Raw genomic sequence first — 13,782 nt, 5'->3', positions numbered from 1 at the left:
ATGCTTATCAGCCCGGCTCTGGACACGAGCGCTACTCAGACGCTCCCTGTGTTCTCTTGCATCCGGGCTGGTCGGTGTGGCGGGCACGCGGTGTCCGTCTGTTTCAAGGGAGGACTGATATGAGGAAAACACTTTTGCTTGCCGCCGTCGCCGCCATGGCGTTGGGCGCCGGGCCGGCTTTGGCCAAGAAACAGCTCGTCATCGTCGTGAAAGGTCTCGACAATCCGTTCTTCGAAGCCATCCATCAGGGCTGCGAGAAATGGAACAAGGAAAACGCCAGCTCGGAATATGAGTGCTTCTACACCGGCCCGGCATCGACCTCGGACGAGGCCGGCGAAGCGCAGATCGTACAGGACATGCTGAGCAAGCCCGACACGGCCGCGATGGCGATCTCGCCGTCGAACGCGCCGCTGATCGCGCAGACGATCAAGAGCGCCAATCCGTCGATCCCGATCATGACTGTCGACGCCGACTTGACCAAGGAAGACGCCGCTCTTCGCAAGACGTATCTCGGCACCGACAATTACACGATGGGCAAGAAGATCGGCGAATACATCAAGAAGGCCAAGCCGAATGGCGGCACGATCTGCACCATCGAAGGCAATCCCGCCGCCGACAACATCCTGCGCCGCGCGCAAGGCATGCGCGATGCGCTGTCGGGCAAGGACGGCCTTGCAGCACTTGCCGGCGAAGGCGGCTGGACCGAAGTCGCCGGTTGCCCTGTCTTCACCAATGACGACGGCGCCAAGGGCGTGCAGGCGATGACCGACATCCTCGCCGCCAATCCGAAGCTCGACGCCTTCGGCATCATGGGCGGCTGGCCGCTGTTCGGCGCCCCGCAGCCCTATCGCGACCTGTTCAAGCCGATGGCCGACAAGATCGGCAAGAACGAGTTCGTCATCGGCGCCGCCGACACGATCGGCGACGAAGTGGCGATCGCCAAGGAAGGCCTGGTCACCGCGCTGGTCGGCCAGCGGCCGTTCGAAATGGGCTATAAGGCCCCTTCGGTGATGCTCGACCTCATCGGCGGCAAGAAGGTCGATGATCCGGTCTTCACCGGCCTCGACGAATGCACCAAGGAAACGGCCGACACCTGCATCCAGAAGTAGGCCACAGCTGTAACCCACAGCCAAATGTAAAAGGGGCGCCCGCAAGGCGCCCCTGATTTCTTCCAAGGCCAGCTTTTGAGGTTGAGCAGGGCGTCCCGCTCTCAAATCTTCTGCTTCACGCCGTCCTTCGAGGGCATCAGGTCGACGCCGTTGAGCTTGCCGATATGGGTGGCGAGCATCGGCACATACTGCTCGGCGGGACCGGCGGCGTGCGCCGTCGCGAAGGAATTCTTGGTGGCGTTGCCGAGCGGGTTGGCGATGCCGGCGGCGCCCGCCATCGAACCCAGATAGGTCAGGTCCTTGAACGCGTTGGCGATCGTGAATTTATGCGCGTCGCGGTCGCCTTCCAGCGTCCAGCGCATGAAGGTCTGGTAGAAGCCGCAATCCATGCGGCCATTGCGGATGACGCTGTCGAAACGCTGCGGCGAGATGCCGACCTTCTCGGCAAGCGTGAGCGCTTCGGAATAGATCGCGGCATAGCCCAGCGAGATGAAGTTGTTGAGCAGCTTCATGCGATGGCCGTCGCCGGTATCGCCGATATGGACGATGCGGCCGGCCCAGGTCTCGAGCACCGGCTTCAGCCGGGCGAACAGCGCATCCGGCGCGCCGACCATCGCATCGAGCGTGCCTTCCCAGGCTTCCTTCGGCGTGCGGCTGAGCGGCGCGTCGACCAATTCGACGCCGATTGCCTTGAGTTCGGCGGCCAGCGCCACGGTCGACACGGGATCGGAGGTCGAGCAGTCGACGACGACCGCACCCTTCTTCAAGCCTTCCTTCAGCCCGCCCGGGCCGCGGATGATCTCTTCAACCTCGCGCGAGCCGGTCACGCAGATGAAGACGATGTCGGAAGCCGCCGCCACTTCCTTGGATGTCGCGGCTTCATGTGCCCCGCGTCCCAAGAGATCTTCCGCCGGCTTGCGGTTCTTGCGGCCGAGAAAGGTCAGCGGATAGCCCTTGTCGACGATGTTCTTGGCAATGCCGTGTCCCATCAGGCCGAGGCCGATGAAGCCGATTTTTTCGCGCGCCGCGTTCGTGGGCATGGGGTTTGTCCTGTGATCTGTGCCGTTCGGGGGATTATCGATAATTGCGCTCTCGTTCTTGCCGCATATGGTTGCGGAATGCAATATTGTCTGACAATACACCTTATTTCCAAGCGATGCGGAGCGAGCGGCAATGACGAAGCGGATCATGTTCACCGGCGGCAGTGGCAAGGCCGGCCGCCATGTGGTGCAGTATCTGGTCGAGCATGGCTGCCAGGTGCTCAACATCGACACCAAGCCGCTCGACAATCCCAAGGTGCGCACTTTGATAACCGACATCACCGACAGCGGCCAGATCTTCAACGCGCTGTCGAGCTATATGGGCCTGCACGAATTCGACCCGTCGCTGAGAGCCCAGCCGGTCGACGCCGTGGTGCATTTCGCGGCGATCCCGCGCATCATGATCACGCCCGACAACGAGGTGTTCCGCATCAATGCGATGGGCACCTACAATGTCATCGAAGCGGCGGTGAAGCTCGGCATCCGCAAGGTCATCATCGCCTCGTCGGAGACGACCTACGGCCTGGTCTTCGCCAACGAGCCGCGCAATCCGACGCATTTTCCGCTCGATGAGGATTTCGATGTCGACCCGATGGACTCTTACGCGCTGTCGAAGATCGTCAACGAGAAGACGGCGCGCGCCTTCGCGCTGCGCAGCGGCTTCGACATCTATGCGCTGCGCATCGGCAACGTCATCGAGCCGCATGAATATTCGCTGTTCCCGAAATGGTTCGCCGATCCGGGTTTTCGCAAGCGCATCGCCTGGAGCTACATCGACGCGCGTGATCTCGGCCAGATCACCTTGCGCGCCATCGAGAAGGATGGGCTGGGGTATCAGGTGTTCAACGCAGCCAATGACGACACGTCATCGGACCTGCCGACCGCGGAACTGTTGAAGCGCTTTTATCCGGGCGTGCCGGTCAAGGCAGAGCTTGGTGAATACGAGACGCTGCTTTCGAACCGCAAGGCGCGCGACATGCTCGGCTTCCGGCCCGAGCACAGCTGGCGCAAATACGTCAAAACCGTGTGAGCTGCCCTCAAATGCTTGTTGAGCTGTGCACATCCTCGCGCCTTGTGGCAAAGCTTGCTCGCCATGCTTGACAGCCCCTGAAAACCGGATTTTCTGGATCACATGCGGGACGCGAAGCCGAACAACGAAAAGAAGCCGACGAAAAAGGCGGCCGCGGAGCGTCCGGCCGGCGTTCGGCGGGCCGACGCGCCGCGCATTCCCGGCGCCAGCGTGCACACCTCTCTAGCCAGCGAAATCGGCCTTCGGATCGTGCGCGGCGACTATCCGCCGGGCACCATCCTGCCAAACGAAGCGAAATGGTCCGAGACCTTCGACGTCAGCCGATCGGCGGTGCGCGAGGCGATCAAGATGCTGATGGCAAAGAGCCTGCTGGCGTCGCGGCCGAAGATCGGCAGCTGGGTTGAACCGAAGGAACGCTGGAACCTGCTCGATCGCGACGTGCTGTCCTGGTACGCGACGGCGCCGGACCGCGAGGTTTTCCTCAAGACCGTGCAGGAATTCCGCCACATCATCGAGCCGGAAGCGACGGCGTTCGCGGCGATGCGGCGCACCGACGAGCAGATGGCCGAGATCAGCCAGGCTTGCCGCGAGATGGGCGAGGCCACCAACCTGCAGGAGCGGACGCGCGCCGACACGCGCTTCCACCTCGCCATCCTCAGGGCCTCCGGCAACGACCTGCTGGTACCGCTCGGCGTGCTGATCGAATCCGCCTTCGACCATCTTTTCACCTATACGACGCGCGAGCTGGACGATCTGCACCATGCCCAGAAGCTGCATGAGGCGATCGAAAGGAGCATCCGTCTGCAACGGCCGGATGCGGCGCGCAATGCGGTGCGCAAGCTGCTGGCCAATACCGACGAAGTGATTCAATCTCGTTGAGGCCGCTCCGGCCGCTGGTAGAGAGCTAATCCTGCTTCTCTCGGCCGAAGGCGGCACGTAGTTCGTCCTTCGCCCTTTCCAGCACCTCTCTGCGCTCGTCAGGCAGGTTCCTGCCGGCGCGGTTGATGTAGAAATTCAGCATCGACATGGCAGATTGGAACGGCTCCGCCTTGCGGCGGTCGCTGTGCTCGGCCGAGCGCTTCAACGATGCGGCAATCTTCTTGGCGTCGTCGGATTCGAAGACGTGGTCCTCGAGATCCATGGCGTCGCTGTGCTCGGTCACGTCGGCCGACCATTTTTTCCTGGCGGTCATGGCGAACTCCTTCCTTCAGGCAAAACTCCATGAAGTGGAGCGGGTTCCGGTTCTGGAGCCACGGAATTGCCCGTCGTGGCGCTGCTCGGTTCGGGAAATACGCCGATAGTGGAGGCCGAACCGCCGACTTCGAGAACAGCGGACAGGAACGCCTTGACGACGATCTCCAGCAATGCAGCGCCCTCAGGCATAGACAGCAGTTATGCCTGGACGAGGTTGGCCATTTCGGTGTTGTTGGCGACCATAGGGGGCGTCGGCATGTGGGCGGTGGTCGTCGTTCTGCCGGCGGTCCAGGCCGAGTTCGGCGTCGATCGCGCCGCGGCCTCGATGCCTTACACCGCGACCATGGTTGGCTTCGCGGCCGGCAATGTGCTGGTCGGGCGCGCCATCGATCGTGTCGGTTACTGGATCCCGGCGCTTGTTTCCTCAACGGCGCTGGCTGCCGGCTTCCTGCTGGCGTCGCTTTCCAGTTCAATCCTGCAATTCACATTCGCTCAAGGCTTGCTGATCGGGTTGGGGACATCGGCGATTTTTGGACCGCTGATCGCCGACATCTCGCACTGGTTCAATCGTCGGCGCGGCGTTGCGGTGGCTGCGGCCGCGTCCGGCAGCTATCTCGCCGGAACAGTCTGGCCGGCGATCATACCGCCGCTGATGAGGGCGGAGGGCTGGCGCTTCACCTATCTGGGAATCGGCATCGCATGCCTGGTGACGATGGTGCCGCTGGTTCTGATGCTGCGCCGGCGTGCTCCAGTGGTTGTGGCAGGCTCGCCAGGCACGCGCCTGGTCCAGCCGATTGCATTGTCGCCGGCGGCACTTCAGATGCTGCTGGTGATAGCCGGTCTCGGCTGCTGCGTAGCGATGTCGATGCCGCAGGTGCATATCGTCGCCTATTGCATGGACCTCGGCTATGGCGTCGCGCATGGCGCCGACATGCTTTCGATGATGATGGCCGCCGGCGTCGTCAGCCGTCTCGCTTCCGGCTTCGTCGCCGATCGGATCGGCGGGGTGAGGACCTTGCTGATCGGTTCGGTGCTGCAATGCCTGTCGCTGTTCTTTTACATTCCCTTCGACGGGCTCGCCTCGCTCTACGCCGTCTCGCTGGTGTTTGGGCTCTCGCAAGGCGGCATCGTGCCTTGCTATGCGATCATCGTGCGGGAATACATGCCCGCCAAAGAGGCTGGTCAACGCGTAGGTATCGTCATCATGGCGACCATTTTCGGCATGGCTATCGGTGGTTGGATGTCGGGTTGGATCTATGACCTCACTGGTTCCTATTCGGCCGCCTTCCTGAACGGGATCGCCTGGAACCTGCTCAACATCCTGGCGATGGTTCTGGTGTTCTGGAAGGCAAGACGCAGCGACGCCGTCGCGGCCTGACGGGCTTACGTCGGCGCTTTTCCAGGAAGACGCTTCGGCTTGACAACAAATCGCGGCTGCGCGACGCCAAGGCCAATGAACGCGATACAGGCCTGCGAGATGGTGACACCAGGGTCAATGGCATTGCACGCGCGCAGCGGGCGGTATTTGCTGCACGAGGTTCGCCTTTGACCAAGCCGCGCTCCCGTCGTGGCGGCGGCCGCCCGACCATTGCCGACGTGGCGCGCAAGGCCGGCGTCGGCGCGATCACGGTATCGCGCGCGTTGCGCGAGCCCGGCCGGGTGTCGGAAGACCTTCGCCGGCAGATACAGGCCGCGGTCGACGAACTCGGCTATGTTCCGGACCCGAACGCACGCGCGCTTGCGTCGGCGCGGGCCGAAGTCTTCGGCGTGCTGGTGCCCTCGCTCACCAACAATGTCTTCGCCGAGGTGGTGCGCGGCATCTACGACAGCCTTTCCGACAGCCCATTCCGCATCCAGATCGGCAACACGCATTATTCCGGCCTGGAAGAAGAGCGGCTGCTGCAGGTCTTCGGATCGCAACGCCCGGCGGCGCTGATCGTGGCCGGCATCGACCAGACGCCCAGAGCGCGGCGACTGCTGGAGAATGCCGGCTGCCCGGTGGTGCAGGTGATGGAGACCGGGCCGGACCCGGTCGACATGATGGTCGGCTTTTCCCATCTCGACGGCGGCAGGACGGCCACCGAGCATCTTCTGCAGGCCGGCTACCGCAGGATCGGCTTCATCGGCGCGCGGATGGATCCGCGTTCGCAGAGGCGTCTTGCCGGCTATCGCGCCGCCATGGAGGCCGCCGGTCTGTTCGATCCGCGGCTGATCACCACGACGCCGGTGCCGTCAAGCGTGACGCTCGGGCGCGAACTGTTCCGCGACGCGCTGGCCAAGATGCCAACGCTGGACGGCGTCTTCTGCAACAATGACGATATCGCGCTCGGCGTCCTGTTCGAGTGCCATCGCGCGTCGATCGACGTGCCGAAGCAGATCGGCATCGTCGGCTTCAACGATCTCGACATGATGCATGTGTCGTTTCCCTCGATCACCAGCGTGCGTACGCACCGCTATGAAATCGGCACCCGCGCCGTCGCCATGGCGCTGGCAGCGATTGCCGGAAACCCACCGGAACAGCGCATCGTCGATCTCGGTTTCGAGCTCATGCGGCGCGAGAGCACCGCGCGTTGAAGAACACGGAAAAATGTCGAAGGCGCCGCTTTACACCCTTGCATGGTAGCGCTACCATTTGTCTGTAAAATCAACATTCGGCAAGATTGGGAGGCTGTTTATTATACATAAGCAACAGTCCGCGCTTGTTTATTATGTATAATATGATAGTTTCCTAAACTGCCAGGAGAGGTGAGGGGAAGGGGAGGATCAGGGCGACGCGGCCGTCCTGTCGAGGTGTTCGGCTGTGCGGAGGATGCCAGCCGGGAGCGCCGGAATTCATTACAAGACAAGCAGAACTGCAACTGGGAGGAATATCGATGATCAAGTCACTCGTTGGCGGCGTCGTTGCCGCCACTGCATTCGTCATGCTGAGTTCGTCGGCGATCGCCGGACCTGAAGTGGTCAAGGGACCGGCGGCCGAGCCGGACTGCTTCGCGCCCTGGGCTGCCGACACGCAGTTTTTCCAGTTTCCGAAGAAGGACGGTCCGTACCGCATCGCGCTCGCCAACGGCTATATCGCCAACACCTGGCGCATCCAGATGATCCAGACGGCCAAGGCCTACGCGGCGCAGCCGGACGTCGCCAAGAAACTCAAGGAATTCAAGGTCGTTTCGACCGGTGAGGATGTGCCGGCGCAGATTTCGGCGATCAACAACTTCATCGATTCCGGTTTCGACGCAATCGTCGTCAACGCGCAGAATCCGACCGCCTTCGGGCCGGTGATCAAGCGCGCCAAGGAAGCCGGCGTCGTGCTCGTCGCCTTCGACAACATCCTCGACACCAAGGACGCCATCAACGTCAATGTCGACCAGAAGGGCCTGGGCGAGCTCTGGGGCAAATGGCTGGTCGCGCATGTGCCGAACGGCGGCAAGGTGCTCGAGGTGCGCGGCGTCGCCGGCACGTCCGTCGACACCGATCGCCATAACGGCATCCACGAGGTGCTCGACGGGTCTGGCAAGAAGTGGGCCGTCACCGAGGTCGTCGGCAAGTGGGATGACGGTGTGGCGCAGAAGGCCACGGCCGATGCGATCGCCACCAGCGGGCCGTTCGACGGCATCACCGGACAGGGCGGCGATACCGGCATCGTGCAGGCGATGATCGACGCCAAGCATCCATTCGTGCCGTTCGGCGGCGAGACGGAAAACGGTTTCCGCAAATTCTGCGCAGCGCATGCGGGTGACGGGCTGAAATGCTCGTCCGCCGGCACCGGCCCGGCCCAGGTCGCGGTCGCCATCAAGACGGCGATCTCGGCGCTCGAAGGCAATGTCGTGCCGCAGTCGGTCAAGCTGCCGCTGGCCATCGTGGAGGATCCGAACTTCAAGGCCGGCCAGGACTTCTTCCCCGACCAGTCCGACAATTTCTTCGTCGGCAATTCCTTCCCGACCTGCGGCATCAATTTCACCGCGCAGGAAATCATGGGCCAGACCAAGGAAAACAAGTAGTCTGACCGACGGTGCCGCGGCGAGCCCGCGGCACCGTCTCCTATGCCAATCGAAACCGGCCGGGGAGGGTTGATGGACGGCGCGGCTCCGCTCTTCCGCATGGAGGGCATATCCAAGCGCTATGGCGGCGTGCGGGCCTTGGAAAAGGCCGACCTGACGGTCACCGCCGGCGGCATCCACGCAATTCTCGGCGAGAACGGTGCCGGCAAGTCGACGCTGATCAAGGTCATGGCGGGCGTCGTGGCGCCCGACGAAGGCATGATGACGCTCGACGGGCGCGAGGTGAATTTCGCCTCGCCGGCCGCGGCCAATCAGGCCGGCATCGTTTGCATCTTCCAGGAATTGTCGCTCATCCCCGAATTGAGCGTCGCCGACAACATCGTCATTTCCGATCCGCCGAAACGCTTCGGCATGATCGACCGCAGGGCGCAGCGGCGAATCGCGGAACAAGCGCTGGCGCGCGCCGGCGCTTCCGACATCCATCCGCGCGCCCTGGTCAAGGATCTACCGCTGTCGCGCCGGCAGATGGTGGAGATCGCCAAGGCATTGGCCCGCAAGCCGCGCATCCTGATCCTCGACGAGGCGACCTCGGCGCTGACGGCGGCGGATGTCGCCAAGGTATTCGAAGTGTTGAAGCGGTTGCGCTCGGAGGGACTGGCGCTGCTCTACATCTCGCACCGCATGAACGAGATCGCCGAACTCGCAGACCATTGCACGGTGTTCCGCAACGGCCGCAATGTCGCAAGCTACCCGGCCGGCTCGAAGAGCGACAATGAGGTGGTCGAACTGATGATCGGCCGCGAATACAGCCATATCTTCCCGCCGAAACCCGGTTCCGCTCCGGCCGCCGCGCCGGTACTCGAAGCACGCAACCTCTCCTGGGCCGATCGGCTGGACAAAATCTCGCTCAGCGTCAGGGCAGGGGAAGTCGTGGGCCTGGGCGGTCTCGACGGGCAGGGGCAGCGCGAATTGCTGCTTGCCTTTTTCGGGGTGCTGCGCGGCCTGCGCGGTGACGTGCTGATCGATGGCAAGCCGGTTTCGATCACCAGCCCGACCGCGGCCAGCCATGGCGGCATCGGCATGGCGCTGATCCCCGAGGACCGCAAGACCGAAGGGCTGATGCTGCCGATGACGGTGCGCGAGAACCTGTCCTTCGCGGCGCTCGACAGATTGTCGAAAGCGGGCATCATCGACCGTGCCGCCGAGCAGCGGCTGATCGACGACATGGTCGGGCTGCTCGCCATCAAGACGGCGGGTCTCGACATTCCTGTCGGCGCGCTCTCCGGCGGCAATCAGCAGAAGGTCGTCATCGCCAAATGGCTGATGCGGCAGCCGCGCATCATCCTGCTCAACGATCCGACGCGCGGCATCGATGTCGGCACCAAGCAGGAACTCTATCAGCTGATGCGCAAGCTGGCGGATGCGGGCGCCGCGATCCTGTTTTATTCGACCGACTATGACGAGCTGATCGGCTGCTGCGACCGCGTGCTGGTGCTCTATGACGGCGCGGTCAAACGCGAGCTGGTCGGGGACGGGATCACCGAGCACGCGCTGATCGCCAGCGCGCTCAACATCCACGGCGATGACACCCGCATAGGGTTAGGAGGGAAGGCGTGAAGGACTGGCGCTACTGGCTGGCCGAGCAGCGCGGAACGCTTCTGGCCTTTGGTATCTTCATCGTCATGTTCGCCATTTACAGCGCCAACCATCCGGCCGGCTTCACCGCCAATGTCGTGCAGACCGCCGCCAATAAGGGCGTGCTGCTTGCCTTCGTGGCCATGGCGCAGACACTGGTGGTGATCACCGCCGGCATCGATCTGTCGGTCGGCATGATCTTCACGCTCACCAACTGCATGGCTTCATGGCTGGTGATCGGCACCGGTCTGGAGACGGCGTTTGGCGTGTTGGCGGTGCTCGGCACCGGGCTGCTCTGCGGCGCGGTCAACGGCGCCATCGTGATCTACGGCCGGCTGCAGCCGATCGTGGCAACCATCGCCACGGGCGCCGTCTTTTTCGGTCTCGCGCTGCTGTTGCGTCCGGTTCCCGGCGGCTCGGTCAACGAGGACCTTGCGGATTTCCTGACCGGGCGCTTCTTCGGCGTGGTGCCGGCGAGCCTCGTGGCGCTGCTCGCCGTCGTGCTCGTCGTCTGGGTGCCGTTCAGCCGCTCTGAACTCGGTCGCGCCGCCTATGCGGCGGGCTCTTCGGAGACGGCGGCCTACATGTCGGGCGTGCCGATCCGCAGGGGCAAGTTTCTGGCCTACACGCTTGCCGGCCTGCTTGCGGCCATCGGCGGCCTGTTCTTGACCTTCTTCACCTATACGGGCGAGGCGGCCTATGCGAGCGGCAACGCCTACACGCTGTTTTCGATCGCCGCCGTCGTGCTCGGCGGGGTGTCGCTGTTCGGCGGCAAGGGCAGCGCCATCGGCGCGATCTTCGGCGCGCTCGCCTTCCGCACCATCGGCGACCTCTTGTTCGTCTTCGACTTCGATCCGCTCTGGCAGCCGCTGTTCCAGGGCGTTATCCTGTTGATCGCGGTCAGCCTCGGCGCTTTCGCGTTGTTTCGGGTGCGCAACCGGCTGGAGTGGTTCCTGTGAGCGAGACGACACTCGGCGGCATCGCCGGCCGCATGCCCAAGTTTCTGCGACGCGCCGATCCGGCCGTCGTCACCGCCTTCGCCTGCATCGTGCTGCTGCTTTTCCTCGGCAGCCTCTATTCGCGCAGCTTCCTGTCCCCGGAATATCTTCTGCAGCAGTTGAAGGTCGCGTCCTTCCTCGGCGTCATCGCCACCGGCATGATGCTGGTCATCCTGCTCGGCCAGATCGACCTCTCCGTGCCATGGGCGGTCGCGGCCGGCGCCATGATGGCCTGCGCGGCGGCTGCCTATGGACCGGTCGGTGTCGCTTTGGCCATCCCCTTCGGCGTGCTGTGCGGCGTCGCCATCGGCATCGTCAACGGCATCGGCGTCGCCTATCTGCGCATTCCTTCCATGATCATTACTTTAGCCACCAACGCCGTCGCGCAAGGGTTGATGGTGGTCTATACGGGCGGCTTCTCGCCACAGGATTCGGCGACGGCGGCGATGCGCTACCTAGCGACCGGTTTTACCATTCCGGGCGTCCCCAATGCCGTCATCATCTGGGCGCTGATCGGCGCCGCGATGGTGTTCGTGCTGACCCGCAGCAGCTTCGGCCGCTCGGTCTACGGCATCGGCAACCGCGAGCGCGCCGCCTACCTTTCCGGCATCGACACGCGGCGCATCGTGCTGATCGCCTTCGCCGTCTCCGGCGGGCTGTCGGCGTTTGGCGGCGTGCTTTTGGCCGGCTACGCGTCGAAGGCGGCGCAGTCGATGGGCGATGCCTATCTGCTGCCGTCGATCGCCGCCGTCGTGCTCGGCGGCACGTCGATCCTTGGCGGGCGGGGCTCTTATCTCGGCACGGTCGCGGGGGTGATCCTGATCACGCTCCTGCAATCCATCCTCTCGGTGATGCAGATGCCGGAGGCGGGGCGGCAGATCATCTATGGTGTCGTCATCGTCGCTATGCTTCTGCTCTACGGGCGCGCGCCGGCAAGCCGCTAACCGTGGATGAGGCATAGGTGGGCGCAAGATCGCGGATCCCGGAGCCTTGCATGAACGATCTTCGGGTGGCGCCGGCCATCGTCGTGATGGGTGTTGCCGGTTGCGGTAAGACGGCCGTCGGCGAGGCGCTCGCCAAGGCGATGGGCGCCGACTTCATCGAAGGAGACCGGCTGCATCCGCCGCAGAACGTGGCGCGCATGGCGCGCGGCGAGCCGCTGACGGACGCGCTGCGCGAGGGCTGGCTCGACGCCATAGGCGAGCGTATCGCGAGCTCCGTTGCCGGCGGACGCAAAGCGGTTGCGGCCTGCTCGGCGCTGAAGCGCGGCTACCGCGAGCGGCTGAGCCGCTTCTGTCCCGGCATCGTCTTCCTCTATCTGAAGATCGATCGCGAAACCGCCTGGCGGCGGGTCGCCAATCGCAAGGGCCATTTCATGCCGGCAAGCCTGGTCGACAGCCAGTTCGCCACGCTGGAAGAACCTGCCGCGGACGAAAGGGCGGTGACGGTCGATGGCACGCAAAGTGTTGCGGGGATCCTGAAAGAGATTCTCGACCAAGGTCAATGAAGCCCAGCAGACCCCAAAAAATTGAAGCTCAGGCGCCGTCGTTGCCGATCGCGGCTTCGCTCGGCCGCTCGGTCAGCCGCGTAGCGCTCGACCAAGCCATCATCTGTTCCGGACAGAGTTTGAGCGTTTCCAGCATATGGTCGCGCTTCGATAGGATAAATCCCGCCTGAACGGCGAGGTTCTTGGCCGTCGTGTCCTTTACCGGCGATGCGGGGACTTGCAGGCCCGCGCTCAACTCGCTGACGAGCGCGCGGTACTGGCGAAACGGGATAGTCTCGATGGTCGCCATGTGAAACAGCGCCGCGCCGGCCCGCGCCGCGAAGTTTGCCGGCGCCGAGGCAAGGTGGGTCCAGCCACGCTCGCCCATCGCGGCTTCGGCGAAGGCGGAGCCGGCATAGACGGTGTTGGTCATCAGCACGACACCGTTTGCCTTCAGCAGTTTCTGGATGCGCGTTGTGACCTGATAGGTGTCGCTGCGTTCAAAGACGATCCGGCTTTTGAGGAAACGGTTCTCGACCTTGACCAGCGGCGGGTTGATGACGCGAAAGCCGAATTGGCTCGGGGAGAAGCCGTGATACTGCGCGCTCACCTGGTGGGCATCGACACCGGCCTCCCGCAGGGCTCGCTTGCCTATGATCGTCTGTGCCGCGAACTGGTCGCACCATATGATGGCGCCGCATCCTTTGCGCAGCGCCTCCCGCAGACCTTCGAGGCCTTCCAGGCGGATCACCGGCGACCAGCGCCAGCCGGCCACGAGATGCGCCGCAAGCACCAGCCGTCGGGTGTGAAGCGCGGCGAGCTGGGCTTCGAACATGCTCTTCGTGTCGACCGCATCGCCGAGCACGGCCTTCACCGCGACATCGTAGCGGGCGAACTCCTTGCGAAAGTGGCGCTTGCGCCTGAACCCGGACGCCCAGCCACAAATCGGCTCCCACCAGGGGACCGGCAGCGTCGCCGCGACGCCGAGATAGAAGCAGGACAGCAGGCTCTCGCGCAGGTCGCGGTTGGAGAAGCGGCGCAGTTTGCCGGGGCGGACGACCTTGCGGCTGAAGAAGCGAACGGCTTCACCGCGCTCCGGCACCGGCACGTCGGCAATGATCTCGGTGTGGAAGATGTCGCTGGACGTTGGCTGCCGGTTGGCCTTGCGGGAATTGCCAAGCCAAGGCAGCCTCATGCGTCAGAGCCCTGTTTCATCCTCCAGCCGCTTTACTGCGTCCAAGGCAGACTGGCAACCGAAGGCGATAAGTCAGGAAAGGCGACGTCCCGTCTGG

The 13,782-nt window shown here is 63.7% G+C and carries 13 protein-coding genes; 10 read left to right on the top strand and 3 right to left on the bottom strand.

Annotation, left to right across the window (positions count from 1 at the left end):
* Nucleotides 1-119 precede the first annotated feature (119 nt).
* Entirely contained in the window at nucleotides 120-1,109 is a 990-nt protein-coding gene (locus DPM33_RS10585) for a sugar-binding protein (protein WP_112097381.1), read from the top strand.
* Between the two features lie 101 nt (nucleotides 1,110-1,210).
* On the opposite strand, the gene DPM33_RS10580 is transcribed toward DPM33_RS10585, so the two are convergent.
* Complete coding sequence (locus DPM33_RS10580; protein ID WP_112097380.1) at nucleotides 1,211-2,149, bottom strand: NAD(P)-dependent oxidoreductase; 939 nt, start codon at nucleotides 2,147-2,149, stop codon at nucleotides 1,211-1,213.
* A gap of 133 nt (nucleotides 2,150-2,282) precedes the next feature.
* Between DPM33_RS10580 and DPM33_RS10575 the strand changes: the two genes are divergently transcribed.
* Nucleotides 2,283-3,179 (top strand): NAD-dependent epimerase/dehydratase family protein, encoded by an 897-nt coding sequence (locus DPM33_RS10575; RefSeq protein WP_112097379.1) that lies wholly within the window; start codon nucleotides 2,283-2,285, stop codon nucleotides 3,177-3,179.
* A 102-nt stretch (nucleotides 3,180-3,281) separates the two neighbouring features.
* The gene (locus DPM33_RS10570) at nucleotides 3,282-4,058 is read left to right on the top strand and encodes a FadR/GntR family transcriptional regulator (RefSeq protein ID WP_112097378.1); all 777 of its coding nucleotides are present in this window, start codon (nucleotides 3,282-3,284) and stop codon (nucleotides 4,056-4,058) included.
* A gap of 25 nt (nucleotides 4,059-4,083) precedes the next feature.
* On the opposite strand, the gene DPM33_RS10565 is transcribed toward DPM33_RS10570, so the two are convergent.
* Nucleotides 4,084-4,371 carry a DUF3175 domain-containing protein gene (locus tag DPM33_RS10565; RefSeq protein ID WP_112097377.1) on the bottom strand — a complete coding sequence of 96 codons (288 nt, stop codon included), beginning with the start codon at nucleotides 4,369-4,371 and terminating at the stop codon, nucleotides 4,084-4,086.
* Between the two features lie 162 nt (nucleotides 4,372-4,533).
* On the opposite strand from DPM33_RS10565, the gene DPM33_RS10560 reads away from it, so the two are divergent.
* From DPM33_RS10560 to DPM33_RS10530, 7 genes are all read left to right on the top strand, one after another.
* Complete coding sequence (locus DPM33_RS10560; RefSeq protein WP_425373491.1) at nucleotides 4,534-5,751, top strand: MFS transporter; 1,218 nt, start codon at nucleotides 4,534-4,536, stop codon at nucleotides 5,749-5,751.
* A gap of 167 nt (nucleotides 5,752-5,918) precedes the next feature.
* Complete coding sequence (gene gntR, locus DPM33_RS10555; protein ID WP_112097376.1) at nucleotides 5,919-6,947, top strand: HTH-type transcriptional regulator GntR; 1,029 nt, start codon at nucleotides 5,919-5,921, stop codon at nucleotides 6,945-6,947.
* Nucleotides 6,948-7,246: 299 nt separating this feature from the next.
* Nucleotides 7,247-8,371 carry a sugar ABC transporter substrate-binding protein gene (locus DPM33_RS10550; RefSeq protein ID WP_112097375.1) on the top strand — a complete coding sequence of 375 codons (1,125 nt, stop codon included), beginning with the start codon at nucleotides 7,247-7,249 and terminating at the stop codon, nucleotides 8,369-8,371.
* A gap of 72 nt (nucleotides 8,372-8,443) precedes the next feature.
* Nucleotides 8,444-9,988, top strand: a complete 1,545-nt coding sequence (locus DPM33_RS10545; protein ID WP_112097374.1) for a sugar ABC transporter ATP-binding protein — start codon at nucleotides 8,444-8,446, stop codon at nucleotides 9,986-9,988.
* Nucleotides 9,985-10,965: an ABC transporter permease gene (locus DPM33_RS10540; RefSeq protein ID WP_112097373.1), complete on the top strand. Its 981-nt coding sequence runs from the start codon at nucleotides 9,985-9,987 to the stop codon at nucleotides 10,963-10,965. The genes DPM33_RS10545 and DPM33_RS10540 overlap by 4 nt, the downstream gene beginning before the upstream one ends.
* Nucleotides 10,962-11,948 (top strand): ABC transporter permease, encoded by a 987-nt coding sequence (locus DPM33_RS10535; protein ID WP_112097372.1) that lies wholly within the window; start codon nucleotides 10,962-10,964, stop codon nucleotides 11,946-11,948. Before DPM33_RS10540 ends, DPM33_RS10535 begins: the two co-directional genes overlap by 4 nt.
* 50 nt (nucleotides 11,949-11,998) lie before the next feature.
* Entirely contained in the window at nucleotides 11,999-12,511 is a 513-nt protein-coding gene (locus DPM33_RS10530) for a gluconokinase (protein WP_245442071.1), read from the top strand.
* Between the two features lie 28 nt (nucleotides 12,512-12,539).
* On the opposite strand, the gene DPM33_RS10525 is transcribed toward DPM33_RS10530, so the two are convergent.
* Nucleotides 12,540-13,685, bottom strand: coding sequence for a hypothetical protein (locus DPM33_RS10525; protein WP_112097371.1), 1,146 nt, complete (start codon nucleotides 13,683-13,685; stop codon nucleotides 12,540-12,542).
* Nucleotides 13,686-13,782 lie beyond the last annotated feature (97 nt).

The sequence above is a fragment of the Mesorhizobium hawassense genome (genome assembly GCF_003289945.1).
GTDB lineage: Bacteria > Pseudomonadota > Alphaproteobacteria > Rhizobiales > Rhizobiaceae > Mesorhizobium > Mesorhizobium hawassense.
Note: the sequence above shows the minus strand (reverse complement) of the source record. Positions and strands in the feature narration are given on the sequence as shown.